Raw genomic sequence first — 24,141 nt, forward strand, 5'->3', positions numbered from 1 at the left:
CGGGTCACCACTCGGTGAGCGTCCACACCTCCGGGCGCGCCGCCGATCCCTGCACCTCCGAGAACGCGATGGCCGAGGCCCGGAGCTCGGCCATCGCTTCCTCGTCTCGCCCCGCCGCGTGGAGGAGGTCGGCCAGATGCGAGTGCAGAGCGCCCTGACGGTGCCTGTCTCCCTGTCGGTCCGCGCAGCGGAGAGCCTGGCGCGCGGCGTCGAGCGCCTCGTCGGCCGCCCCGCGCTGGGCGCGAGCGCGCGAGAGGTTGTTGAGCGTCGCGATCAGCAGATCATCGTCGGCGTAGGCGTCGGCGCGCGCTACCGCGTCCTCGAGGTGGGCCTCGGCGTCATCCTGCTCCCCCTCGGCGAGCGCGATCATGCCGAGGACGTTCCCGGCCTGGATGACCGCGGCAGCGTCACCTTCCTCCATGCCCGCCACGCGTGCCGTCGACGCCGTCGCCCGTGCCTCGTCGCGCCGGCCGAGACGGTGCAGCACGAGAGCGAGATCCGCCACCATCCTCGCCCGTCGCCCCCGCCCCTCCGGCCCGCTCGATTCGAGCGCTGACTCCAGGTGCGACAGCGCCAGCTGCAGGTCGCCGCGACGGTCGTGCACGCGCGCGATCGCATGGTCGATCTCGGCGCGACGGCCGGCGTCGGACTCCGCCGCCGCCGAGGCCTGATCGAGGGCGACGAGCGCTTCGTCGTACCGCCCGAGGCGAACCAGCGCCGTCCCGATCGACGCGTGGACGTCGCTGTCGCGCCGACCGAGCGCGAGCGCGGACCGCAGCTGGCCGATGGCCTCCTCGTGCGCGCCCAGGCGAGAGGAGTCCGACGCCGCGGCGAGGAACCAGTCGGCCGCCTCGTCCTCCCGTCCGGCGGATGCGAGGTGCCGCGCGACCGCACCGGCGGGCGTCAACGACGGATCGACGCCGTGCCGTCGGATGAGGACGTCGGCGAGCCTGCCATGCAGCAGACGGCGCCGCGCGAGCGACAAAGCCTCCTGCGCCGCGTCGCGCACGAGGTCGTGCGGCACGTCGTACCCCGCGGTCTCGGCGTGCTCGACGAGGAGTCCGCGCGCGACCGCCTCTTCGATCGCATCGACCGTCTCGCTCTCGTCGCGGCCGCTGACCGCACGGAGGAGCTCGGGGGGAGCCACCGTCCCGATGACGACCGCTGACGTCACCACCTGCCTCGCGGTGTCGGACGCGCCCGCGAATCGCGCCGCGACGATGTCGCGCACATCGGTTCCGGCGACCCCCGCAGGAGACCCGGCCTGCTCGGTGACGAGGAGCGGGATGCCGCGCGTGCGGCGCAGCACCTCGGCGGGGTCGAGGGCCTCCCCGACGAGATCGGCGATCTGATCGGCGTCGAGCGGCAGCAGCCTGCGGGCCTCGCCGGTCTCGGAGACGGCGTGCTGCAGCGGACCGCCCGTGGTGCCGGGACGCCAGGCGACGAGTGTGAGGACTCCGGGTGGCAGCCGACGAACGGCGTAGGCCAGGAGCAGCGCGGAGGGGCGGTCGATCAGCTCGGCGTCGTCGACGACCAGGAGCACGGGTCCGGCGTCGGCGATGCGCGAGAGCGCCGCACGCACGGCGTCGTGCACCCGCTGGAGGTCGCCGGCGGTCCGGATCCCTCGCGCGTGCGGCGAGGCGATCTCCGACGCCAGCGCGCCCAGCGCACTCACCGAGGAGCGCGGCTGCGTCGCGAGTGCGGGCTCGATGCTCAGCATCGCGCGCACGAAGTCGTTCGCCGCCGCGTAGGCGAGGGATGTCTCCGAGGCCCGACCGCCGACCCGGAGGATCCGGGCACCCGCTCGACGGGTCGCGACGTCGAGGAGCACCGTCTTGCCGAGGCCGGGTTCGCCGACGAGACCGAGCACACGCCCCGGACGCCCTTCCGCGGCGTCCCGCCAGGCCGCCTCGAGGGCGGCCAGCTCGGCCTCCCGCCCGACGAGGCGCACCCGCTCGCGCGGCGCTCTCGCGGCCGGGGTCACCGCCTCTCTCTCGCGTGGGGCCTGCAGCCGCCCGGCGCGGATGTCGTCGTGAAGCGCCATCGTCTCGGGGAGGGGGGCGACGCCGAGCTCGGTGTCGAGCAGGCGCACGAGCGAGCGGTAGGCCTGGACGGCGGCATGGCGGTCGCCGGCGAAGGCGGTCGCTCGGATCAGGTCCGCATGCGCCGGCTCCGAGAGCGGGTCGATCTGCACGCGACGTCGCGCCCAGTCCCGACCTTCCTCCCAGTCCCCGTTCGCCCCCGCATCCCGCGTGAGCCGGGCGAGCACATCGGAGAGCGCGTCGGTGAGCTCCGCCGCGACGCCGATCGCCCAGTCGTCGAAGGCCGGACTGTCTCGGAGGGAGAACCCGTCGAGAAACCGGTCAGCGGGAAGGAGCGCCGCGGACCGCCAGTCCTCCACCTCCGATGACGCGGCGAGCCGACGGAATCGGACCACATCGCAGTCGACTGGCTCGATGTCGAGGTCGAGACCGACCCGGTCGCCGCGCACCGCGAGGGCCGGGCCGACGGCCGCGGCGACCGAGAGCGTCCTTCGCAGCGTGGCGCGCGCGCGCGCCCGCTCGAGGTCGGGCCAGAGCAGGCTAGCGATGGCGTCCCGGCCGTGATCCTCGCCGGTCACCGCCAGCAGGCACAGCAGCGCCACCGCCTTCCGGGTGTCGAAGCGCACGACGGCGGCGGCTCGTCTCACGCGAGGCGGGCCGAGGAAATCGAGCTCTACCGCCACGATCGCCCACTCCGTTCACCGTCGGATGTGCTCACCGTAGCGCGCCCAGGCGTTCCGGTCATCAGCTCACCGCCGGCCCCGTAACGCTTTCGGAACGCCCCGCGGAGGATCATCGTTGCAGTACCGATCGCGGAACGGCGAGCGGGACGGGAGGATCCGATGACCGACACGCTCGAGACGCCCGAGACGCGGACCGCAACGCCCAGGGCGAAACGCGCGCGGCGGATCGACATCGAGATCGACCCGGACGATCCGCTCCTGGTGTACCTGGAGTCGGCATCCGGACCGGTCGAGATCGGCGCCCTCCCCACCGCGTCCCCCGCCGTGACGCGCCTCCTCGCTCAGGACGTCGAGCTGGTGGTCCCCCTGGTGACTAGCGGCGAGCTCGTCGGCATCCTCGCCCTCGGCCCTCGGCTGTCGGAACGCACGTACTCGCGCAACGACCGGCGCCTCCTCGACAGCCTGGCGCGCTATGCCGCCCCGGCTCTGCGCCTGGGTCAGCTGATGCGCACGCAGGAGAAGCAGGCGCGGGAGCGGGAGCGCATCGAGCAGGAACTCCACGTCGCCCAGCTGATCCAGCAGCAGTTCCTGCCGGCCGAGCTCCCCGAGCTCGGTGGATGGCACCTCTCGGCCTTCTATCGTCCGGCGCGCACCGTGGGCGGCGACTTCTACGACCTGATCGAGCTCGCCGACGGGCGCATCATGCTCGTCACCGGCGACGTCACGGACAAGGGAGTCCCGGCGGCGCTCGTGATGGCCAGCACGCACGCCCTGCTCCGCTCGACCGCCGGGGTCACGACGTCCCCGGGCGAGGTGCTGCGCCGCGTGAACGAGCTGCTCATCCCGCAGATCCCCGCCCATATGTTCGTCACCTGCCTCGTACTCGTGATCGACCTCGAGACCGGCCGCACCCAGTTCGCCAACGCCGGCCACAATCTTCCCTTCGTCCGTCGCGCACGCGGGGTCGCTCAGCTGCACGCACGCGGGATGCCGCTCGGGCTGATGCCCGGCAGCGTCTACGAAGAGCACGAGACCGTCATCGACCCGGGTGAGATCGTCCTGCTCTACAGCGACGGCATCACCGAGCAGCACAGCGTCGACGGCGAGATGTTCGGATTCGCCCGCACCGGCGACCTTGTCTCGCGCGCCGACGCCGGCCAGGGACTCATCGACGACGCCGTCCAGACCCTCGCCCGGTTCTCGGCCGGGGTCGAGCAGGAGGACGACATCACCCTGGTCGCGCTCGTGCGCGGTCGACGCGGAGGTGCGTCCGAGACGGTGCGTTTCGTCGTCGCCAGCGTGCCGGGAAACGAACGTGGCGCGATGGACCGGGTCACCGAGATCGTCTCGTCCCACCTGGCCGGCGCCCGGCTCGACGCTCTGCGCACGGCGGTCAGCGAGACGGTCATGAATGCGATCGAGCACGGAAACCGTGGGGATGCCGGTCTGGAGGTCACGGTGACCGTGCGATGCGCTCCGGAGATGGTCACGGTCGACGTCGAGGATTTCGGCCGGGGACGCCGCACCGAGGCCGAGACGCCCGATCTGGATCTGAAGCTCGCCGGTCTCCAGACACCACGCGGATGGGGACTCTTCCTCGTCCGCGAGCTGGTCGACCGTGTCGAGGAGCACGGCGATGCAGACCGTCACGTCGTCCGGCTGATGATGCGCACGCACGGGGCGGATGCGGCGGAAGCCGCGGCGCCGGAACGGAGGGGACATGAGTCTGAGTCATGAGATCCGGCGGCGCGACGACGTCGTCGAGATCGTTCTGAGCGGCCGGATCGACCGCGACGCGGCTGCCGCGCTGGAAGAGGCCGGCATCGCGGCATCCGAGGGTCCCCCCGCCTCGATGCTCCTCGATTTCTCGGGAGTCGACTACATCAACTCCACGGGCATCGCGTTGATCGTCGCGCTCCTGGCTCGCGCCCGCGCCCAGCGGATCGCCGTCCGGGCGACCGGCCTGACGGAGCACTACCGTCACATCTTCGACATCACCCGGTTGAGCGATTTCATCGAAATCGTCCAACCGACCCCGAGCTAGGAATCGACATGGGATCGGCACACATGGCGGTCACCCGCCCCGCACCCGGCGCCGCCGAGATCGCGATCGTGGGTGACGTCACCGCCGCATGCGAAGACGACCTCATGACCGCTCACGAAGAGGCCTCCGACGCCGGCGCGACCGTGATCGTCCTGGACTTCGCGCAGATGGAGTACATGAACAGCGGCGGCATCGGCATGCTCGTGACCCTTCTCGTCCGCGCGCAGCGACGCCAGCAGCGCATCGCCGCCGTGGGACTCACCGACCACTACCGACAGATCTTCGAGCTGACCCGGCTCGATGAGGCGATCGTGCTGCACGACGACACCGCCTCGGCGCTCCGCGCGCTCGCCCCGAAGGAGGGACGGTGATGGACGGGCCTGTCGGCAATGCGCCACGGGATGCCGCGAACTGGGCACGGAAGGTCGACCGCCTCCAGGTCACCGATCCCGCCGAGCCGCACGGCTACAACATTGAGGGCAAGCGAGTGGCGGGTCCGATGAACGGCTTCGGCCGGCTGTGGCAGCGCCTGTACCTCGCCGATCTGGGCACGACGGTCACGCCTGAGGCCGTCGTGGCAGACTGGCGCGCGCACTTCGGCGACTACTGGCCGCGCATGGGCCGCTTCCACAGTTCGCTCTCCACCATCCAGCCGGGCGATGTCACCGCGCTGACCGCGGGCGGTGTGACGACCGGGATCATGGTCCTCTACGCCGACGACACGTCGTTCACCTTCCTCACCCCGGAGGGCCACATGTTCGCGGCGATGATCACGTTCTCGGCGGATAAGGAGGCCTCTGAGAAGGATGCCGCGGAGCGGACGATCGCGCGGATCTCGATGCTCCTGCGCTGCTCCGACCCGCTCTTCGAGAGCATGTGGCCACTCGCACGGCGCGGCGAAGACGTCTTCTGGCCGGGGGTCCTCCGCAATCTCGCGCGCGCCCACGGAGTGACCGAGGTGACCATCACTGAGCGGACGGTCTGCGTGGATCGTCGACGCCTCTGGGCCAATTGGCGGAACATCCGCCACAACAGCGGCATCCGTACGGTCGTCCACGCTCTCTCCGCGCCGATCCGTCGCGCCCGGGCGGGAAGGACGACCTGATGGCGGCGCGCGAGGTCGGACGGCGGGCGGGCATCCTGATGCTGTTCGCCGGCTACCTCGCGCTCTGCGGGCTGACGATCGCCTCGACAGGCGAGACCTGGAGCCTTGTGGCGTGGGGAGGGTTCGCCGCCGTCGGGGCACTCCTGCTCCTGCGCCGCTCCGGCAACGCGATCGGGCGCATCCTCCTCGGGCTCGCCGTGTACTGGGGCCTCTACGGGGCGTTCACGATTCCGAGGGTCGCTGAGGAGCTGCCTGTCGTCTTCGAGCTCACGCTGTCCTCCCTCGGGTACGGCGTGTGGATGCTGCTGCCCGTCCTCATCGTCGTCTTCCCCACCGGCCGGGTGACCACCCGGCTCGGCAGGATCGTGACGGTCCTCGCGCTGGGCGTCGTCGCGATCGTCGTGACCGCCGCCGCAATCCATCCCGGGCCGCTCGCCTTCTCGGAGCGCCCGAACCCCCTCGGCATTCCGGCGGCGGCCCCGCTGTCGGCGGTCGTCCTCGGCGACGACACCTTCCTGGCGGTTCCTCTCGTCGGGGCCGTTGCCCTGGTGGACCTCGTCCTCCGGTGGCGGCGAGCGGACGGACCGACGCGACTGCAGTTCCGGTGGCTGGCGTACGGAACCGCCGTCACCGTGCTGATCCTCGGCAGCTCGCTGCTGTTCGAGGATCCGCTGCTTCTCGTCACGGTGGCGTTGACCCTCGGGATCAACGCGATCCCCGTCGCGATCTGGATCGCCGTGACGCGGCACGGGCTCTACGAGATCGGCCGGGTCGTCTCGCGGACGGTCTCGTATGCGATCGTGACGGCCGTCGTCATAGGCATCTACGTGGTGGCGGTCACCTCGACCACATGGCTGGTCCCCGACCTTCCCGCCCTCGGCGTCGCGGTGGCGACCCTGGCCGCGGCAGCGATCTTCCTCCCCGTCCTCCGCGTCGTGCAGCGTCGCGTCGACCGGCGCTTCGATCGCGAGCACTTCGACGCGCAGAAGACGGTCGACGGCTTCGGCGAGCGCCTTCGCACCGGCACCGACCCCGCCGCCACGAGCGATGATCTCCTCGCTGCGGTCGAGGGCACGCTCCAGCCTCGAACGCTCGGGATCTGGGTCGGGGGTGCGACGTGAGGACCGCTCCTCACCGTCGCGGGGCTCCCTGGGCGGCCGTCGCGGGTGCGACCCTGATCCTCGCGGCGATCACCCTCGCGATCAGCGCCGTCGCCTCCGGCATCATGGCCGACACCGTGGCATCCGTTATGACCACCCTCGTCGTGACCGCCCCCTCGATCGTCGTGGGGGCACTTCTCCTTCTTCGCCGGCCGTTCCTGTGGGTCGGCGCCCAGCTCGTCGCCGTCGGTGCGGTGCCCTTGATCACCACCGTCTGGGCGATTCCCTTGTGGCTGGCCGACACCGTCTGGACTATCGTGCCGAGCGCGATCTCGTGGCCGTTCTGGCTCATCGCGCCGCTGCTTCTGGCGTTCACCTTCCCCGATGGCAGGGCGCTCTCGCGGTGGTGGCGGCTTGCCCTCTGGGCCGTTCCGGCGGTCGTCGCGGGGTGCCTCGCCGGCATCCTCCTGTCTCCGTCGGAGTGGCGGTACTCGGGGCTCGAACCGCCCCCGCTTCCCGGGGAAGCTGTAACGACCGCCGTCTCCGTCGTCAGCATGGCGGGGCTGCTGGGCGTCCTCGTGCTCGCCGTGATCTCGGTGCTCCTCCGCTATCGCCGCGGTGACGACGTCGAGCGCCTGCAGGTGCGGTGGCTGGGGCTCGGATTCCTCATCCTGCCGATCGGGATGGTCCTGGCGCTCGTCAGCGCGGCCCTGCTGGGTGAGGCCGCCGTCATCGGTTCGGTCTTCCTCGCAGCCACCGCCCTCGCTCTCCCGCTGGCCATCTGGGTGGCGGTGACCCGTCACGGTCTCTACGAGATCGCACGGGTGGTCTCGCGGACGGTGTTGTATGCGATCGTCACCGCCATGGTCGTCGGCATCTACGCGGTTGTCGTCACCTCGGTGACGTGGCTGCTCCCCGGCCTTCCGGCCCTCGGCGTGGCGCTTGCGACGCTGGTGGCCGCCGCCGCGGCGCTTCCGGCGCTGCGGCTCGTCCAGCGCCGGATCGACCGGCGGTTCGACCGCGCGCACTACGACGCGGACGAGGTCGTCGGGGCGTTCGGAGAGCGACTGCGCACCGGCACCGACCCCCTGACGACACCGGATGACCTCACGCGCGCCGTCGAGCGGACCCTTCAGCCGACCTCCATCGGCATCTGGACGACGGGGGCGCGGCGATGAGCGGGCGCCGTCGCACGGTCTCGCGGACGGCGGCGTGGCCGGCGATTGTGGTCGGCGGGCTGGTGTGCGCAATGCTCGCCGTGACGGCCGTCACCTCGTTCGTGCGAGATCGTCCAGGGCCCGAGTCGGCACCGTTCCTCGTCCTCCTCGCCGTCTTCGTCGGCGTCGGCTCGCTGCTGGCGTGGAAGCGCCCGGGCAATCCCATCGGGTGGCTGCTGCTGGTCATCCCGGGCCTGTTCGCCCTGGCAACGCCCGCGATGCTTCTCGGTGAGGCCCTGCTCGATCCGGCTCCCTCTGTCTCGGCCTGGCTCTTCTGGTACGGGTACGACCGGGAGGACACGTGGATCTGGCTGCCGCCGATCGGACTGCTGCTCACCCAGATCCCGCTGCGATTCCCCGACGGCGCCCTCCCCTCGCCGCGATGGCGGTGGTTCTCGTGGTTCACCATCATCACGCTCGTCGTGGTCAGCGCCGTGCTCTCCACCGCGTCGGCGGAGGTGTACCCCGGCGTTCCGAATCCCGTCCACAGCGGAGCCCTCCCCGGTGAGCCGGTCGCCATCGTGGTGTGCTTCGGCGCCCTCGCCGTCGCCTTCGTCGGATCTCTGGCGTCGCTCGCGGCCCGGTACCGGAGCGCGGGCGAGATGCAGCGTGCGCAGCTGCGGTGGATGCTGTGGGCGGTATGTCTCGTCGTGGTCATCCTGATCTCCAGCTGGGTCGTCGCAGACGACTGGGCGGGGGCGAACACCCTCGTGCTCGTCTCGTACGGGCTGATCCCCGTCGCGATCGCGATCGCGGTGCTGCGCTACCGCCTGTACGAGATCGACCGGGTCATCTCTCGCACCTCGGCCTATGTGCTCGTCACCGCATCCGCGGTGTCGATCTACGCGCTGGTGGTCACGTCGGTTGCGTGGCTGCTGCCGGATGCGACGACACTCGGTGTGGCCCTGGCCACCCTGATCGCGGCGGCGGCCTTCCTGCCGCTTCTCCGCGTGGTACGTCGACTTCTCGACAGACGCTTCAACCGGACGCAGTACAACGCCGAACGCGTGGTCGACGCCTTCGGCGAACGCCTCCGGACCGGCGCCGACCCCCACACCGCGGCCTCCGATCTCGCCGACGCCGTCGACCGGACTCTCGAGCCTTCGGTCGTCGGCGTTTGGACGCGGCCGCAGGGGTCGTGACGTGCCCTCAACCGCCGCGAGCCGTCAGAAACCGCTGCTTCCGCCGCCTCCGAGCAGCAGTTCTCGACGGGTCGCGGCAGATAACACCGTCCAACGGAGAAGAGCCCGCCCTCCGGGGCGAGCTCTTCTCGGTGTGGTGGACCTGAGGGGATTCGAACCCCTGACCTCTTCATTGCGAACGAAGCGCGCTACCAACTGCGCCACAGGCCCGAGAACCTCCGTTACATTATCACCCCCGCCGGGCGACCGACGAATGCCGTCCGGCCCGCCCGGGGATCACGCGCCGGCGGCGCGACGCTCGAGCAGGCGACGAACGTGATCTTCGATCTCGGCATCGTCGACGTAGCCCATCCGAGCGAAGTTCGGCCCCGGCTGCACGGCGCGCGCAGCGCGGGCGACCTCGATCGACGGGGGGCGCTGGGCCTCGGCGCGCATCCGCGCCGCTTCGGCGACCGCGGCCTGCCGGAGCTCCTCGCGGGCGTCTTCGACGTCGCGCACCGCAGCGGCCTGCGAGCCCGCCGACACGGTGAGAGGCTTCGGCAGCTCGCGCGGTGCCCACACCGCCCGCTGGCGGGAGGTCGGGAGCGCGACATCCTGCACCACCGGCGCCTGACGGGCGATGGGAACAGTGGATGCCGCAGACCTGCGTGCCACCCGCACGGCGACGCGAGCCATCTGCGCCAGAACCGAGAGTGCCACCACGACGAGGCTCAATCCCCCGACGAGTGCGCCGATCGATCCGGTCGACACGGTCAGCCAGGCGCCCCATCCGGCGAGACCCAGGCCACCCAGACCCAACGTCGTCGCAACAAGCCGCACGCGGCGCCGAGCACGGGCCTGTCGGGCTTCGGGAGCAGCTTTGGCGGCGGCCTTCTCGGCGCGTGCCCGTTCGAGATCGACGCGGGCCTGTTCGAGTGCGGCCTCCTCGCGTTCGGCCATCGCGCGTTTGGCGAGCTTCTGCTGCGCTGCCGCCGTGCGGGCCGACAGCTCGAGGTGCACCTCGGCCGGCGTCTCACTCGTCTCTGCGAGGACGCGCAGGGCCTGGTTCAGTCGCACGGCGTTTCGTTCTGCGGCGTCGAACTGACGACGGCTGTGCCATGAGGGCAAGAGGTAGACCAGCCACAGCAGCACCGCCACGAGCACGATCACCCCGCCACCCAGCACCTGTCCGCCCATGCGCATAACGGTATGCGACACCGGCACCCCGGCCCGGCAAGGCGGTGCGTGTCGCGGTGTCTCATGCGGCTGCGCACGAAGAATGCTCCTGCCGCGCCGGTTCGACCTCAGAAGGGTGCGGGTTCGTGGGGGTCGTCGGCGGGTTCGTCGGTGATCCGGAATTCGCCGGTGAAGGTGGTCCATTTCACCCACAGGTCGTCGGGGACGTCCTCCTCCGGTGAGAAATGCACCCCATGGCCCGGTGGGTTGTCGGTGTAGACCCGCCCTGTGGGGGAGGTCCACTCGATGACCCCGCCGTCGAGTTGTTTCACCTTCCAGGCGGTGAACTGTTTCATGCTGTGGTGTCGTTGGCACAGGCAGCAGAGGTTGCAGATCTCGGTTCTCCCGCCGAGGGCGGCGTCGTGATTGTGGTCGACCTCGCATGTGCGGGCGGGCATCCGGCACCCCGGCCACCGGCAGTGCTTGTCGCGGCCCTTCAGGAACAGGACCATCGCCCCAGTCGGGCGGTACTGGTCCACTGCCATCGTCAACCCCGTCACCGGATGGACGAGCAGCCGCTCCCACACCCCGTCGCTGTTCCCCGCGAGCAGTCGTGCCGTCTCAGCGTCGATCGGTCCCACCCCGGCGAGATCGCACGGGACATCGCTCTGCCCCATGAGAGCCATCACGGGGATCACGACCTGCACTTTCGCGGTGATCGCCCCCAGCCCACCGGCGCTGTCGCCGCAACCGGTCGGCTCAAGGCTCGGGGCGGAGGTGAGGAGCATGTCGGCGAACACGTCGGCACGGACCTCGTCCAGAGACCGGGTGTCACCCGATCCCGGTTCCCGAGAGGCGATGACCTCGTTCGCCTGATCAGTGACCCGCTGGAAGATCCCCTCCACCAGCACCGTGGAATGCACCGACCGCAACTCCGACATCCCCTCCCCGAGGCTGTACCGGACGATCCTCCGCTCCCGAAACGCCCCCGCATGCCGCTCCGTCAGAGTCCGCGGGTGCATCCGTTCCGCGAGGATCTCCAGATCCGCACGCGCACGACCCGGCGTCTCGTCCAGGCAGATCTCCGCCGCGAGCTGATCGAACTCCCCCGTCACCTCCGGCGGCAGGCGCCGCCCGACATCCTCCACCACCGCGACATGCGCCCGCGTGATCAGCCCCTTCTCCCAGCAGTGCACCGTCGCCGGGTAGTCGTTCACCAGCGCGTACGCGGTGTCGATCTGGCGCTGCACCGACCGATCCGACAACCGCACCGCCGCGGCGATCTCCGCCGCCACACCCCGCAACGCCATATCCCGATCCCGCACCACCGCCGACGACCCCTCCGCCAGCCGCGCCGCGAACGCCCCCGCCGCAGCCAACACCCGTGCCTGCGCGGCCTCCGCCGCCGCCAACGCGACCTGCGCGGCCTCTACCTCACCGAGGATCCCCGTCAGCTCAGACCGGTCCTCGTCACTGAGGAGAGTGAGCCGCGGGTTCGAACGCATGTATGAATCATGGCACCACCCTCCGACATTCGACCTCGAAACCTTGAATCACAGGTTGAAGCAGATCGCTGACGGCAGGGGTGGCATCGGGACACCACGCACGCCGTGGGCGCAGGCGGCACGAACCACAGGCGATCCGGGTCAGGCGTGAAGTCGGTCCGCGGGCGGAATCGTCGCCGCATCCTGCGGAACACGCCCTTCGAGCCACCGGGCAAGCACTCCCCCGGGAACGTCCTCGCGCACCAGCGCGAAGCAGTAGTGATCGCGCCAGTCCCCGTCGATGTGGATGTACCGGCGCCTGAGACCCTCGTAGCGGAACCCGAGTTTCTCCACCACGCGCAGACTCGCCCGATTCTCGGGCCGGATGCAGATCTCCATCCGGTGCAGCCGCGCCTCCGTGAAGCACACGTCAGTCGCCAGCGCCACAGCGGTGGGCGTGATCCCGCGTCCCGCGAACCGCTCGCTCACCCAGTACCCGATGGTGGCGGTCGCCAGAGACCCCCGCGCGATCCCCCACACATTCAGCTGTCCGGCGATCTCGCCGTTGTACTCCATGACGAAGGGGATGCCGGCGCCGTCACGGTACTGCTGCAGCAGACGGCGGATGCCCGCGCGCATGTCGAACGACACCGGACCGTCGGGGCTGGTGGCCTCCCACGGGCGAAGCCATGACCGATTGGTCAACAGCTCGTTCTGCACGACCCGCGCATCGCGCTGGCGGATGAGCCTGATCGCGATCGGGCCGTGGTGACGAGGGGCTGACAGGTCCACACACCCCCCTCGCTACGGCGATGATGCCGTGTGTCAGGTCACAGCTTCGCCGCGAACTCCTTGAACCAGGGACGCAGCTCCGGACCGAGGTCCTCTCGGTCGGCGGCGAGCTGCACGATGGCCTTGATGTAATCCACTCTATCGCCGGTGTCGTAGCGCCGGCCGCGGAACACCACGCCGTACACGCCGGGCCCGTCGGGGTCGGCGGCCATCTCCTGGAGGGCGTCGGTCAGCTGGATCTCGCCGCCCTTGCCGGGCTCGGTGCGCTCGAGGATGTCGAACACCGACGGCGACAGCACGTAGCGCCCGATGATCGCGAGATTGGACGGGGCGTCCTCCTTCGCGGGCTTCTCGACGAGGCCCGTGACCTTCACGACGCCGTCGTCGTCGGTGGCTTCGACCGCGGCCGCGCCGTAGAGGTGGATCGAGTCGGGGTCGACCTCCATGAGCGCGACGATCGCCGCGCCCCGCTTGGTGTGCTCCTCGAGCATCGTGGTCAGCAGAGGGTCGCGCTCGTCGATGAGGTCATCGCCCAGCAGCACGGCGAACGGGTGGTCGCCGACGTGGGCGCGGGCGCGCAGAACGGCGTGACCGAGACCCTTCGGCTCGCCCTGACGCACGAAGTGGATGTCGGCGAGGTCGCTGGAGTGCTGCACCTTCGCGAGCTTGGAGTGATCGCCCTTGCGCTCGAGCGTGGATTCCAGCTCGGGAACGGAGTCGAAGTGGTTCGAGAGGTTGTTCTTGTTCCGGCCGATGATGATCAGCACGTCGTCGATACCGGCGGCGGTGGCCTCCTCCACGACGTACTGGATCGCCGGCTTGTCGACGACGGGGAGCATCTCCTTGGGCATGGCCTTGGTGGCGGGCAGGAAACGCGTTCCGAGTCCGGCGGCGGGGATCACGGCTTTGAAAGAGCTACGAGGCACGCCCCCGATTGTAGGGGGTCGATGTTTCGGGAAAGCACTCACCGCGCCCGACCGCCGGGATCCGCGCGAGCCGTCCGCCTAAGATCGACCCATGTCAGACGCGATCGCCGACGCCAAACGAGCGCTCCGCGCTGACCTGCGCGAGCGCCGGAACCTGATGTCGTCGACGGCCCGGGAAACCGCGGAACAGGGCATCACGGCCCAGCTGGACGCCCTGGTCGAACGCTTCGGCGTGAGCTCGATGTCGTGCTTCCTCTCCACCACGACCGAGCCGGGCACGCGACGCTTCGTCTCCGAGGCGGTCCGCCGCGGCATCCGGGTGCTTCTTCCCATCACCCGCACCGACGGACTGCTCGACTGGTCGGTCGCCACCCCCGACCTCGACATCACCGAGGGGATGTACGGCCTGCCCGAACCGGTCGGCGACGTGCTCGGCCCCATCGCGGTGAACGACGTCGACCTTCTCGTCATCCCCGCCGCCGCTGTCGGGCAGGACGGCACGCGCCTCGGCTGGGGACGAGGCTTCTTCGACAAGACGATCGGGTCGATGGAGCGATGCCCCCCGGTCTACGCCGTGATCTACGACACCGAGCTGCTCGACGAGGTGCCGCGCGACGTGCACGACCAGCCGGTGTCGGGCGTGGTCACCCCGACGCGTACCATCGATCTCGCGACAACCCGACGCTGACGCGGCGCACCCTCGACGAAAGACACCGACATGCCCACCTACGCCTATGCCTGCAAGCAGTGCGGGCACCGCTTCGACGCCGTGCAGTCCTTCGCCGACCCGGCCTTGACGACCTGCCCCGAGTGCGACGGGCCGCTGCGCAAGGAATACGGCTCGATCGGCGTCACCTTCAATGGTTCGGGCTTCTACCGCACCGACTCTCGGGCCGGAGGCGGCGGAGAGTCCAAGAAGAGTGAGAGCGCACCGGCGAGTTCCGGTGGCGATTCGACCGGCTCTTCGCCATCATCGAAGTCCGAGGCGAAGGCCTCGCCCGCGTCCAGCGGTTCGTAGTCCGGCGGCAGCCGGCGAGGTCGGAAGGCACCATCGATGATCAAAGGCTTCAAGGAGTTCATCCTCCGCGGGAATGTGATCGATCTGGCCGTCGCCGTCGTCATCGGCGCCGCATTCACCGGCATCGTGAACATCCTGGTCACAGCCTTCATCAACCCGTTGATCGGGCTGATCTTCCAGACCGGCAATCTGAACGACGCGCTTGTTCTGCGGGTTCCGACGTTGTTCGGGGGCGAGTCCGTCTTCTCCTTCGGCGCCATCATCGCCGCGGTGATCAACTTCCTCGCCGTCGCCACCGTGGTCTATTTCGTCTTCGTCATGCCGATGAACCACTGGAAGAAGCGCCAGGAAGCACGTGCGGGCGCGGCGACCGAGGCCGCAGCCGACCCCGTGCCGACCGAGCAGGAGCTGCTCATGCAGATCCGCGACCTGCTTGCGGCGCAGCCGGGCGCCGGCGCCGGCGCCTCGCGCACCACTCCCCCGACGCCGTAGCGGCTTCGCCGCGGGCGCCCCTCAGTAGTGGGGCGGCTTCTCGCGCCGCATCCGTTCGTCATTCGGCCCGGAAAGACCATCGGATGCCGCCTCGGCGGCGTCGTCGCGATCGTCGACGGCCGCGGGCTCGGCCACCGTATCGGGCGCAGGGGTCAGCCGCGCGCGACGCGAGCCTGGAACCCTTTCGATGCGCTGGCGGGGTTCGTCCTCGCTCACGGCATCACTCGATGAAATCGACCGGCTGCGTGTCGGGGTCGGCGGTGACCGTCGGTGCACCGAGCAGCTCGGCAATCCGGGCGGCGACCCCGGCCGGATCGCTGTAGAGGTCGAACGAGTGCACGCGCACGTAGTGCCAGCCGAGGCGCCGCAGGATCTGCGGGCGAAGGCGCAGCGCCTCGCGCAGCGACTCGCCGCGCGTCTCGGGATCGGTCTCGGCGACGACCGCCTTGCCGTTGTACTGGGCGACGAGGGGCAGAAGCCCCCGGTACTGCACGTCGACCGAGACGCCGAGGCGGCGGAGTTCGCGCGCCAGCGACCGGGTGAGGGGGTCGGCGAGGTCTTCCAAGCGCGCTTCGCGCGAGCGGGCGGCGATGCCGCCGAGGATGCCCATGAGGGTGGCCGCCCCGTGCTCGAGACGTCCCTCGTCGAACGCGGAGGGACGGATCGACGACACGATCACCATCGACCGGCGTGCCCGGGTCATCCCGACCGTGAGCAGACGCTCGCCGTCGGGGGTCGAGAGGTCGCCGAAGTCGCTGAGCACGCGACCGTGTTTGGTGAGGCCGAACCCGAGCGAGAAGATGACCCGATCGCGGCTCTCGGCCACCGACTCCTCGAGGCTGAGCACGGCGAACGGCTCGGCGGTGTCACGGCCGACGAAGTCCGCCACATCGGCTCGTCCGGCGAACGCCGCGCCGACCGCCGCGCGGATGCGCTCGGCGTGACGCCGCGAGGCGGTGACGACCATCAACGACTCCGACGCGCGGTTGACCGCGTGCTCGACCACCAGGGTGACCACGCGCGCCACCTCGGCGTCGGGGCTTTCGACGGCGCCGCTGATCGGGTCGGGAGCGCCCGTGCCGCCTTCGACGTAGTCGACGCTGAGACTTCCGCGACCGAGGTACGACCCAGCCCAGGGCAGCGACACGATCTCGCCGCCGTAGAAGGCGTCGTTGACGAGCGCCGCGAGGTCTTCTCCCCCGGCGCGGTAGCTGCGGGTGAGCGTCTCGACGGGGAACAGCTCGGAGAGCCGCACGAACACGCTCTCCTCATCGAACGGCTCGTCAGGCGCATCGGGGTCGTCGGTCGGTATGGCCGACGCCACGCGGAACGGCGTGGGCTTCTGCGTCACCGGGTCACCGAAGATCACCAGCTGCCCACCGCGCCGCAGCGCGGGCGTCGCCTCGGCGAGACAGAGCGCCCCGGCATCCGCGATGATCACCACGTCGAACCGGAGGGTGTCGGGAATCAGAGGCACGTCATAGGGCGAGGCCAGCCACACCGGCGCGAGGGCGCGGGAGAGGGTGGGAGCGGCCTCGAGGAACTGAGCGGGGCTGATGTCACCCGACTTCAGGGCGGTGCGGAGCGCCGCGGCCTCATCGGCTTCGTCGACGATGCCGATGCGCCACTGGGTAGCCAGCTGCGAAGCGAGGAGCGGGCCGGACGCGCCGGTGTGCGCCTCGTCGACGAGGCGGAAGTCGCGCTCGAGGCGATCCACGACCGCCGTGTTGGCGCCGAGGAGCGCGCGGTCGGTGCGCAGCAGGTACTCCAGCGCCGACTGCCACCAGGCCCATTCGAGCTCGGCGCCGACCTGCTGCTCGGGAACGTGGCGCACCGACAGCTCGGTGAGGAGCGGCTCGAGGCCGAGCCCGGCCAGCTCCGAACGCAGGGTCGCCCGCTCGACGAGGTTGTCGAAGACATCCGACTCGGCGGCGAGCTCGGCGAGGGTGCGCACCAGCTGCGACACCGGGATCGACGCGAGCGCGTCGGCACCCGTGCGCCCGAGCACCTCATCAAGCTCCGCCAGGTCGGCGTCGACACGCTGCCACGCGACCTGGACGTCGGCCAGCCCGAAGGGTACCTCGGGGATGACGCCGGCCTCGACGTAGCGGTGCCATTCGGTGCGCTGCTGCTGCACGCGCAGCAGAGCCTCGTGCATGTCGACGATGTGCACTCCGGGCCGGATGTACTCCCGCGAGAGCCGCTTGAGTCGGCGGCGATTGGCCGCATTCATCGATGCCGCATCGCGTCGCGGACCGTGGGCCTGGATGAGCTCGCCGAGCGGTCGCTCGAACACGGTCGGGCTGAACCGGTCGAGCGAATCGCGGATGCCCGACAGCAGCCGCAGCTGCACCCCGAGTTCGGCGACACTCTGGAACGGGCGCATATGGGTCTGCCCGACCATGGCGTATCCGCGCTCGAGGAGGGCCGGCACGTCGGCGCGATGCAGGCGGGCGGCGAGGCCATGAGCACGACGGGCTTCGGCGGTGGTGGCGAACGAGACGCCGAACCACGGCGAGTCGTGCGGGCCGAACCGGAATTCACCCAGCCGCGCGGCGGTGGCGAGCTTCGTCGCAGCCTCTCGGCGTTTCCCGGCCAGGCGGATGAGCGTGCTCACGTCGAATCGTGCGGCGGTCGACGGGGTGGGCTCGAGTGCCGAGAGCTCGGCGAGCCGGCGCAGCACGTCGAGGGTGCAGACGCCGAGGTCGGAGTGCGTGGTGGTGAGGGCGTGACGGTAGTCGCGCAGCACGGTCCGCAGCCGCACGAGGGCGTCATCGACCTCGGCGACGGCCGGCTTCTCGGCCTTCTCATTGCGCCCGATCGCGCGGATCAGGTCGCGACGCACGTGGCGGGGCGAGACGGTGAGGCCCGGCAGGCCCACCCCCGCGAGGCGGTGGCGAACGCCCTCGAGCGTGGCACGGCGAGCGCTCACGACCAGCACGCGGCGCCCCTCGCGAACGAGCGAGCCGACGGCGTTGATGACCGTCTGGGTTCCGCCGGTACCGGGGAGTGTGTGCACGACCAGCGACTGGCCCGACGCGATCCGCGCGAGCACGCCCTCCTGCTCGGCGTCGGCATCGAGAAGCAGGGCGTCGGCGGCGGGGGGACGTTCATCGGCGGGGAGGATCGAGGGGATCTCGCGACGGTGCATCACCCGTTCGCGATCGGCAGGATGCCCCGCCAAGGCGTTGAGCACGGGGTGATCGAGGTGGGCGGCGTCGCGCGACATCACCGAGGCGACGTCGGCGAAGGTCGACACCACCAGTCGGGGCTGCACGGCGACGTTCGGCAGCGAGGCGGTGAGGGCCCGAAGGTGGTCGATGACCGGCTGGGGCTTGAAGACGCCTCCGTCGTAGGCGAGTGCGGCGAGCGCCCGCGCATCGACGGTGATGCCGAAGTGGGTCTTGAGCGCCCGGATGAGCTCGGGGTTGACGTGGAACGAGCCGCGGAGCTTCAACTCGAAGTCGGAGTGGTGCCGCCGGATGGCGAGCGGGCGCAAGAGCACCGGTGCGGTGCACGCGAGCCCACCCAGTCGCCAGGAGGCGAGGCCCACCGCGAGGTGCACGGCGTCGATTCCCCGCGACGTGCGCAGTTCGACGTTCTTCGCGGTGATGCGCTCGGCGGCGAGCCGGGCGTTCCGCAACGCGACCTCGTCACGGAACAGGCCCGAGAGCAGTGTCGAGCGCCCCGTGATGAACTGCGGGAGGCTCCCGGGGTGGGCCCCCGTGATCTCGATACCCTCCTCGCGGGAGTCGCTGTAGTGCAGCAGGGTCGATCGTCCGCCCAGCTGCGACGCTTGGCGGCGCAGGGTCTCCCGCACGGGGTCGGCGATATGCGCGACCGTGACACCGGGCTCTGAAAGACCGAGGTCGCCGGGGTTCACGGCCGGACCGGACACGGTTCCTCCCCGGTTCTCCATGACATCGGACTCGACTCGCCACACGTCAGCCACACTAAGCGCCCGCCCGGTCAGGCGCGGTTAGGCGGGGCGGGTTTTCGCGGTATTGACGACACGCCGAGTGATCGGCCTTTCCTGCACAGGCGCCCCCGGTGACCGATCGCTCACAGATGACGCGCCGGCACCCGCGGGCGCGGGCGTGACGGGCGAGGATGTCGTCATGATCGCCGCCCTCGCCCCTCGGTTCCTCCTGCACCCCTCCCCCGTCGGCGAGGTGCTGATCGTCGCGCGCGACGACGCCCTGCTCACGGTTCATCCGATCCACGGGCCGGCAGAGCCCGAGCTCGAGGGCCTCGCCCGCCGATACGGCGATGTGGAGCCCGGTCCCGCGCATCCGCTCGCCCGCCGTGCGGCCGATCAGCTGGACGAGTACTTCGCCCGAGAGCGCCGGGACTTCGACCTCCCTCTCGACCTCGGTGCGACGACGGGCTTCACCCGGCTCGCGCTGGAGGCGATCCGGCAGATCCCCTACGGCGAGACCGCCGGATACGGCGAGGTGGCGATCGCGGCGGGAAGCCCCGGCGCGGCACGGGCGGTCGGCACCGCCTGCGCCCACACGCCCTTCTCCATCGTCATCCCGGTGCACCGGGTGGTGCGGGCCGACGGGTCGCTCGGCGAGTACGGCGGCCATCCCGAGGTGAAGCGGTTCCTCGTCGACCTCGAGCGCGCGACAGGCGTGTAGGCCGCCGGTCGCGCGCAGCGGCCCCGCGGGAGTTTCCTCTCCGCGGGGCCGCTGCGCCGTGGCATCCGGATCGAAGACGCCCTAGTGGTTCGTCGCCTTCTCGGCACCGAAGCCGGTCAGCGAGCGCACCTCCATCTCGGCCGCCTTCGTGCGGTTCTCCCCACCGCGCGAGGTGACCGATCCCAGCCAGCCGAGGAAGAACCCGAGCGGGATCGAGACGATCCCGGGGTTGTTCAGCGGCCAGATGGCGGTGCCCACCTTGAACACGCTCGTCTCCGATCCCCAGAAGACGGGCGAGAGCACGATCAGGATGATCGCGGCGGCGAGGCCCCCGTACATGCTCCACACCGCGCCGCGCGTGGTGAAGTTCCGCCAGAACAGCGAGTACAGGATGGTCGGGAGGTTGGCCGATGCCGCCACCGCGAAGGCCAGCGCCACCAGGAACGCGACGTTCTGACCCTGCACCGCGATGCCGCCGAGGATGGCGAGGATGCCGATCACGATGACGGTGCGCCGGGCGACCTTCACCTCACCGTCGGGCGGCACGTTGCCCTTCTTCACCACGTTGGCATAGATGTCGTGCGCGAACGACGCCGCCGCGGTGATGGTGAGCCCCGCGACCACCGCGAGGATCGTCGCGAACGCGACCGCGCTGATGAAGCCGAGCAGCAGCGGGCCGCCGAGCTCGAGCGCGAGGAGCGGCGCGGCCGAGTTGACCCCGCCGGGTGCCGAGGCGATCCGCTCCGGGCCGACGAGCGCCGCAGCGCCATAACCCAGCACGAGGGTGAGCAGGTAGAACAGGCCGATCAGCCAGATCGCCCAGACCACCGAGCGACGGGCTTCCTTGGCCGTCGGCACCGTGTAAAAGCGCATCAGCACGTGCGGTAGGCCCGCGGTGCCGAGCACGAGGGCGATCGCGAGGGAGATGAAGTCCCACGGGTTGCCGCCGTACTGCAGGCCCGGCCCGAGGATCGCATCGGCGGGCTCGGTGACCGATGCGGCCACGGCGTTCTCGAGCAGCGTGTTCAGGCTGAAGCCGTTGATCGCGAGCACCCAGATGGTCATGATCAGCGCACCGCCGATGAGCAGGAACGCCTTGACGATCTGCACCCAGGTGGTGCCCTTCATGCCGCCCACCAGCACGTAGACGATCATGATGACGCCGACGACAGCCACGACGATCGACTGACCCACCGTTTCGGTGATGCCGAGGAGCAGGGCCACCAGTCCGCCCGCCCCGGCCATCTGCGCCAGCAGATAGAAGAAGCACACCGCGAGCGTCGTGATCGCCGCCGCCATGCGCACGGGGCGCTCCTTCAGTCGGAAGGAGAGGACGTCGGCCATCGTGAATTTGCCCGTGTTGCGCATGAGCTCGGCGACCAGCAGAAGCGCGACGAGCCACGCGACGAGGAATCCGATGGAGTAAAGGAAGCCGTCGTATCCGTTGATGGCGATCGCGCCGCAGATGCCCAGGAAGGATGCTGCGGAGAGATAGTCGCCCGAGATGGCGAACCCGTTCTGCGGCCCGGTGAAAGACCGACCGGCGGCGTAATAGTCCGCGGCGGTCTTGTTGTTCCTACTGGCGCGGATGACGATGAACAGCGTCACCGCGACGAAGGCCCCGAAGATCGAGATGTTCAGGATCGGATTGTTCTCGGCGGTGTCCACCGCCGCGCTGACCGCCGACCCGACGGAGGCGAAGAAGTCGTTCATGCGCCGGCCGCCTCTCGCTGCTCGAGTTCTTCGCGGATCTCCTCGGCGATGGGGTCCAGCTTCCTGTTCGCGAACGACACATAAAGCATCGTGATGCCGAAGGTGGTGACGAATTGTCCGAGCCCGAGGAGCAGGCCGACGGTGATGTCACCCCACACGCGCTGCGACATGAAGTCCACCGCGAAAGACGACAGCAGCACGTAGGCGAAGTACCAGACGAGGAAGGCGATGGCGAAGGGGAAGATGAAGCTGCGTTGCCGCCTCTTCAATTCAACGAAACGCGGTGATTCCTCCACCGCGATGTAGTCGATTCCACCCGGCGGGGCGGATTCGGTGCGTCGATCGGACATGTGGCCTCCTTGCACACAATCCCTGGGCGCGCGTCGCGCCGGTCCCGAACTGAAGACGCCCGCCGTCGTCGGAGAGCGCCTGCTATGGTCGACGCTACGAAAGGCGGCGACGCAGCCGTCACCCCCGGAAGTAGGTAGTTCGTGGTCGGTTCGTCGAACGCTCCGAGCGACGTGCAACTCGTCTCCCGTGCGGTGGGAGATCTGACTCGCCGCACCGGCTTCCCCGTTGCCTTCGGCGGCCTCTCGCGAGACGACGCGATCCATGTGTCGTCCATCTCCGGTGCCCGCACGCGCTACCTCGAGGGACTTGTCGTCCACCCGATGAAGGGGCTGGGCGGCCGCGCTTATGTGGAGAAGCGACCCCGGCTCGCCCTGGATTACCGCACGTCGCGCAGCATCACGCACGACTACGACCGCGCGATCCTCGGCGAGGGCATCGCCACGCTGTTCGCGGTGCCGGTCCTCGTGTCAGGCAAACCGCGCGGCGTCATCTACTGCGGATCGTGGGGCGAACGCCGCGTCGGCGACGTCATCGCCCGCCCCGCCTTTCAGGTTGCCGAAGAACTCGCGACCGAGCTCCGCGTCCGCGACGAGGTGGCGCGGCGACTGGAGACCTTCACCCCGTTGCAGCTTCCCGCGGCCGCGATGCCGGCCGCCGCGCGCGAAGAGCTGCGGGAGAGCTACGCCGAGCTGCGCAGCATCGCCGCAGGAGTGGATGACGACGGGTTGCGCCAGCGCTTAGCGCGCGTCGAGCAGCGGCTGGCCGCCCTCTCGCACGATGAGCCCCACCCGGCGATCGGCGACATCCATCTCTCCCCCAGGGAAACGGATGTCCTCGCCCGAGCCGCCCTCGGAGAGACGAACGCCGAGATCGGCGACACCCTGGGACTTCGCGAAGCGACGGTGAAGTCGTATTTGAAATCGGCGATGGCGAAACTGGATGTCTCGACCCGCCATGCCGCGGTGATGCAAGCGCGTCGTGCGGGCCTTCTCCCCTGAAAAACCGAAATTCTGCGGTGCCGCGCCTTTCGCGTCTTGGGCACCCCATAATGTGTGACCATGGCCCGAAAAATTGTGCATCAACTCGTCGACGATCTGGACGGAACCGTCCTCGAAGTCGGCGAAGGTGAAACCGTTCTCTTCTCTCTCGACGGCGTCGCGTATGAGATCGACCTCACCGTCGATAACGCCGCCGAATTCCGTAACGCATTGTCGCGATATGTGGATGCCGCGCGCTCGGTGTCGACCGGTCGACAGGCCGAATCCGCGGCATCCCGCAAGCGTCGCCGCACCGGACAGGCGGACTACACCGCCGTTCGTCAGTGGGCGAAGGAACGCGGAATGTCGGTGTCGGAGCGAGGCCGCATTCCGGCATCGGTCATGGAGGCGTACGAAGCCGCGAATTAGCCACGTGCTCGAGGTTTTCGCACTGGATCAGGCGTAGCCTCGCGGCGTGACCGAACAGCAACCGTACGAGGTCGTGCGCGACGAGGACGGCTGGCAACTGCGCCGCTATCCCGCGCACGTCGTCGTGGAGACGACGGTGCGGGGAGCGGCGTTCGAGAACGCCGCGAACCGCGCCTTCGCGTTGCTCGCCGGCTACATCAAAGGGCAGAACACCCGCCGAGAGTCCATTGCGATGACGGCGCCGGTCGTGCAGTCGGCACAGAAGATCCCGATGACCGCACCGGTAGTGCAGTCCGGTGGCGACGGTGCATTCGTCGTGGCCTTCGTGCTCCCGGCGGCGATGCGTGAGGTCGATGCGCCGGTGCCGACCCACCCCGAGGTGACCCTGCGCACGGTCCCTGAGCAGCTCGTCGCCGCCACCCGCTTCTCGGGGCGGTGGACGGAGCAGTCCCGGCGCACCCACCGCGACGAGTTGCTCGGGCGCCTGTCCGCCGCCGGCCTCGACGTGGTCGGCGAACCGCGCTTCGCCCGGTTCGATCCCCCGTTCACCCCGTGGTTCTTGCGACGCAACGAGGTGCTGGTCGACGTTGCGGCCTGAGCGTCGTCAGGCGCTCAGCGGCAGAGCTCGAAGATGTCCGTCGGCACCGTCCACGCGGGGCGTTGGTGTCAGGGGCTCGGCGATATGGCGGCCGCGGTCGGCGGAGTCGGCGGGTTGGCTCCGCTTCCGTGTTCCGTGAGTGTTCCGTCAGAGAACCCTGGGTGTCGGCGCTCTCGCTTGCGATCGAGCGTGATTCTCGGAAGCGTGGCTGACTCCACCACGGAAGGAGAAGC

General features: G+C 69.9%; 23 protein-coding genes and 1 tRNA gene. 14 read left to right on the forward strand and 10 right to left on the reverse strand.

Annotation, left to right across the window (positions count from 1 at the left end; all coding sequences use genetic code 11):
* Window positions 1-4: 4 nt before the first annotated feature.
* Window positions 5-2,725 carry an ATP-binding protein gene (locus tag DT073_RS12685; RefSeq protein ID WP_124293715.1) on the reverse strand — a complete coding sequence of 907 codons (2,721 nt, stop codon included), beginning with the start codon at window positions 2,723-2,725 and terminating at the stop codon, window positions 5-7.
* 159 nt (window positions 2,726-2,884) lie between these two features.
* Here DT073_RS12685 and DT073_RS12690 point away from each other — a divergent pair, with 159 nt between their 5' ends.
* From DT073_RS12690 to DT073_RS12720, 7 genes are read left to right on the forward strand one after another with little or no spacing between them, the layout of a single operon-like run.
* Window positions 2,885-4,462, forward strand: coding sequence for an ATP-binding SpoIIE family protein phosphatase (locus DT073_RS12690; RefSeq protein ID WP_124293716.1), 1,578 nt, complete (start codon window positions 2,885-2,887; stop codon window positions 4,460-4,462).
* Complete coding sequence (locus tag DT073_RS12695; RefSeq protein WP_124293717.1) at window positions 4,446-4,769, forward strand: STAS domain-containing protein; 324 nt, start codon at window positions 4,446-4,448, stop codon at window positions 4,767-4,769. Before DT073_RS12690 ends, DT073_RS12695 begins: the two co-directional genes overlap by 17 nt.
* Before the next feature lie 8 nt (window positions 4,770-4,777).
* Window positions 4,778-5,140: an STAS domain-containing protein gene (locus DT073_RS12700; protein ID WP_124293718.1), complete on the forward strand. Its 363-nt coding sequence runs from the start codon at window positions 4,778-4,780 to the stop codon at window positions 5,138-5,140.
* Window positions 5,137-5,874, forward strand: a complete 738-nt coding sequence (locus tag DT073_RS12705) for a hypothetical protein (protein WP_124293719.1) — start codon at window positions 5,137-5,139, stop codon at window positions 5,872-5,874. The genes DT073_RS12700 and DT073_RS12705 overlap by 4 nt, the downstream gene beginning before the upstream one ends.
* Window positions 5,874-6,995 carry a hypothetical protein gene (locus DT073_RS12710; protein ID WP_124293720.1) on the forward strand — a complete coding sequence of 374 codons (1,122 nt, stop codon included), beginning with the start codon at window positions 5,874-5,876 and terminating at the stop codon, window positions 6,993-6,995. Before DT073_RS12705 ends, DT073_RS12710 begins: the two co-directional genes overlap by 1 nt.
* Window positions 6,992-8,152 carry a hypothetical protein gene (locus DT073_RS12715; RefSeq protein WP_124293721.1) on the forward strand — a complete coding sequence of 387 codons (1,161 nt, stop codon included), beginning with the start codon at window positions 6,992-6,994 and terminating at the stop codon, window positions 8,150-8,152. The genes DT073_RS12710 and DT073_RS12715 overlap by 4 nt, the downstream gene beginning before the upstream one ends.
* Complete coding sequence (locus tag DT073_RS12720) at window positions 8,149-9,333, forward strand: hypothetical protein (RefSeq protein ID WP_124293722.1); 1,185 nt, start codon at window positions 8,149-8,151, stop codon at window positions 9,331-9,333. The genes DT073_RS12715 and DT073_RS12720 overlap by 4 nt, the downstream gene beginning before the upstream one ends.
* 134 nt (window positions 9,334-9,467) lie before the next feature.
* Here DT073_RS12720 and DT073_RS12725 read toward each other — a convergent pair.
* From DT073_RS12725 to galU, 5 genes are all read right to left on the reverse strand, one after another.
* Window positions 9,468-9,543: transfer RNA gene (locus DT073_RS12725), tRNA-Ala, on the reverse strand.
* A gap of 66 nt (window positions 9,544-9,609) precedes the next feature.
* Complete coding sequence (locus DT073_RS12730; protein ID WP_124293723.1) at window positions 9,610-10,509, reverse strand: large exoprotein; 900 nt, start codon at window positions 10,507-10,509, stop codon at window positions 9,610-9,612.
* A gap of 107 nt (window positions 10,510-10,616) precedes the next feature.
* The gene (locus tag DT073_RS12735; RefSeq protein WP_124293724.1) at window positions 10,617-11,993 is read right to left on the reverse strand and encodes an HNH endonuclease; all 1,377 of its coding nucleotides are present in this window, start codon (window positions 11,991-11,993) and stop codon (window positions 10,617-10,619) included.
* A 141-nt stretch (window positions 11,994-12,134) separates the two neighbouring features.
* Window positions 12,135-12,764 carry a GNAT family N-acetyltransferase gene (locus DT073_RS12740; RefSeq protein ID WP_124293725.1) on the reverse strand — a complete coding sequence of 210 codons (630 nt, stop codon included), beginning with the start codon at window positions 12,762-12,764 and terminating at the stop codon, window positions 12,135-12,137.
* Between the two features lie 38 nt (window positions 12,765-12,802).
* Entirely contained in the window at window positions 12,803-13,690 is an 888-nt protein-coding gene (gene galU / locus DT073_RS12745; protein WP_124293726.1) for a UTP--glucose-1-phosphate uridylyltransferase GalU, read from the reverse strand.
* Window positions 13,691-13,781: 91 nt separating this feature from the next.
* Here galU and DT073_RS12750 point away from each other — a divergent pair, with 91 nt between their 5' ends.
* Genes DT073_RS12750 through mscL form a run of 3 tightly spaced genes read left to right on the forward strand, consistent with a single transcriptional unit; the run spans window position 13,782 to window position 15,200 of the window.
* Window positions 13,782-14,378, forward strand: coding sequence for a 5-formyltetrahydrofolate cyclo-ligase (locus DT073_RS12750; protein ID WP_124293727.1), 597 nt, complete (start codon window positions 13,782-13,784; stop codon window positions 14,376-14,378).
* A 30-nt stretch (window positions 14,379-14,408) separates the two neighbouring features.
* On the forward strand, window positions 14,409-14,708 hold the full coding sequence (locus DT073_RS12755; protein WP_124293728.1) for an FmdB family zinc ribbon protein: 300 nt from the start codon (window positions 14,409-14,411) through the stop codon (window positions 14,706-14,708).
* A 36-nt stretch (window positions 14,709-14,744) separates the two neighbouring features.
* Complete coding sequence (mscL, locus tag DT073_RS12760; protein ID WP_124293729.1) at window positions 14,745-15,200, forward strand: large conductance mechanosensitive channel protein MscL; 456 nt, start codon at window positions 14,745-14,747, stop codon at window positions 15,198-15,200.
* A gap of 21 nt (window positions 15,201-15,221) precedes the next feature.
* Here mscL and DT073_RS12765 read toward each other — a convergent pair whose 3' ends face one another.
* Both DT073_RS12765 and DT073_RS12770 read right to left on the reverse strand, forming a co-directional pair.
* Window positions 15,222-15,416: a hypothetical protein gene (locus DT073_RS12765; RefSeq protein WP_124293730.1), complete on the reverse strand. Its 195-nt coding sequence runs from the start codon at window positions 15,414-15,416 to the stop codon at window positions 15,222-15,224.
* 4 nt (window positions 15,417-15,420) lie between these two features.
* The gene (locus DT073_RS12770) at window positions 15,421-19,119 is read right to left on the reverse strand and encodes an ATP-binding protein (RefSeq protein ID WP_124294517.1); all 3,699 of its coding nucleotides are present in this window, start codon (window positions 19,117-19,119) and stop codon (window positions 15,421-15,423) included.
* Window positions 19,120-19,318: 199 nt separating this feature from the next.
* On the opposite strand from DT073_RS12770, the gene DT073_RS12775 reads away from it, so the two are divergent.
* Window positions 19,319-19,840: a methylated-DNA--[protein]-cysteine S-methyltransferase gene (locus DT073_RS12775; RefSeq protein ID WP_124293731.1), complete on the forward strand. Its 522-nt coding sequence runs from the start codon at window positions 19,319-19,321 to the stop codon at window positions 19,838-19,840.
* Between the two features lie 81 nt (window positions 19,841-19,921).
* On the opposite strand, the gene DT073_RS12780 is transcribed toward DT073_RS12775, so the two are convergent.
* Both DT073_RS12780 and DT073_RS12785 read right to left on the reverse strand, forming a co-directional pair.
* A complete protein-coding gene (locus tag DT073_RS12780) occupies window positions 19,922-21,553 on the reverse strand; it encodes a monocarboxylic acid transporter (protein ID WP_124293732.1) in 1,632 nt (543 codons plus the stop codon).
* Window positions 21,550-21,903, reverse strand: a complete 354-nt coding sequence (locus DT073_RS12785; RefSeq protein WP_124293733.1) for a DUF485 domain-containing protein — start codon at window positions 21,901-21,903, stop codon at window positions 21,550-21,552. Before DT073_RS12785 ends, DT073_RS12780 begins: the two co-directional genes overlap by 4 nt.
* A 171-nt stretch (window positions 21,904-22,074) precedes the next feature.
* Here DT073_RS12785 and DT073_RS12790 point away from each other — a divergent pair, with 171 nt between their 5' ends.
* The 3 genes from DT073_RS12790 to DT073_RS12800 are packed head-to-tail and all read left to right on the forward strand — an operon-like array spanning window position 22,075 to window position 23,908.
* A complete protein-coding gene (locus tag DT073_RS12790) occupies window positions 22,075-22,902 on the forward strand; it encodes a LuxR C-terminal-related transcriptional regulator (RefSeq protein ID WP_240638608.1) in 828 nt (275 codons plus the stop codon).
* A 60-nt stretch (window positions 22,903-22,962) separates the two neighbouring features.
* Window positions 22,963-23,310 (forward strand): histone-like nucleoid-structuring protein Lsr2, encoded by a 348-nt coding sequence (locus DT073_RS12795; RefSeq protein WP_124294518.1) that lies wholly within the window; start codon window positions 22,963-22,965, stop codon window positions 23,308-23,310.
* Window positions 23,311-23,356: 46 nt separating this feature from the next.
* The gene (locus DT073_RS12800; RefSeq protein WP_124293735.1) at window positions 23,357-23,908 is read left to right on the forward strand and encodes an SOUL family heme-binding protein; all 552 of its coding nucleotides are present in this window, start codon (window positions 23,357-23,359) and stop codon (window positions 23,906-23,908) included.
* Window positions 23,909-24,141 lie beyond the last annotated feature (233 nt).

This window comes from Microbacterium sp. ABRD28 (genome assembly GCF_003850245.1).
GTDB lineage: Bacteria > Actinomycetota > Actinomycetes > Actinomycetales > Microbacteriaceae > Microbacterium.

Bases quoted from the DNA above. Each gene is read 5' to 3' on its own strand.
- mscL (WP_124293729.1), top strand. From the start codon at position 14,745: ATGATCAAAGGCTTCAAGGAGTTCATCCTCCGCGGGAATGTGATCGAT.
- DT073_RS12700 (WP_124293718.1), top strand. From the start codon at position 4,778: ATGGGATCGGCACACATGGCGGTCACCCGCCCCGCACCCGGCGCCGCC.
- DT073_RS12780 (WP_124293732.1), bottom strand. From the start codon at position 21,553: ATGAACGACTTCTTCGCCTCCGTCGGGTCGGCGGTCAGCGCGGCGGTG.
- DT073_RS12750 (WP_124293727.1), top strand. From the start codon at position 13,782: ATGTCAGACGCGATCGCCGACGCCAAACGAGCGCTCCGCGCTGACCTG.
- DT073_RS12735 (WP_124293724.1), bottom strand. From the start codon at position 11,993: ATGCGTTCGAACCCGCGGCTCACTCTCCTCAGTGACGAGGACCGGTCT.
- DT073_RS12710 (WP_124293720.1), top strand. From the start codon at position 5,874: ATGGCGGCGCGCGAGGTCGGACGGCGGGCGGGCATCCTGATGCTGTTC.
- DT073_RS12730 (WP_124293723.1), bottom strand. From the start codon at position 10,509: ATGGGCGGACAGGTGCTGGGTGGCGGGGTGATCGTGCTCGTGGCGGTG.
- DT073_RS12720 (WP_124293722.1), top strand. From the start codon at position 8,149: ATGAGCGGGCGCCGTCGCACGGTCTCGCGGACGGCGGCGTGGCCGGCG.
- DT073_RS12785 (WP_124293733.1), bottom strand. From the start codon at position 21,903: ATGTCCGATCGACGCACCGAATCCGCCCCGCCGGGTGGAATCGACTAC.
- DT073_RS12755 (WP_124293728.1), top strand. From the start codon at position 14,409: ATGCCCACCTACGCCTATGCCTGCAAGCAGTGCGGGCACCGCTTCGAC.
- DT073_RS12770 (WP_124294517.1), bottom strand. From the start codon at position 19,119: ATGGAGAACCGGGGAGGAACCGTGTCCGGTCCGGCCGTGAACCCCGGC.
- DT073_RS12795 (WP_124294518.1), top strand. From the start codon at position 22,963: ATGGCCCGAAAAATTGTGCATCAACTCGTCGACGATCTGGACGGAACC.
- DT073_RS12690 (WP_124293716.1), top strand. From the start codon at position 2,885: ATGACCGACACGCTCGAGACGCCCGAGACGCGGACCGCAACGCCCAGG.
- DT073_RS12695 (WP_124293717.1), top strand. From the start codon at position 4,446: ATGAGTCTGAGTCATGAGATCCGGCGGCGCGACGACGTCGTCGAGATC.
- DT073_RS12775 (WP_124293731.1), top strand. From the start codon at position 19,319: ATGATCGCCGCCCTCGCCCCTCGGTTCCTCCTGCACCCCTCCCCCGTC.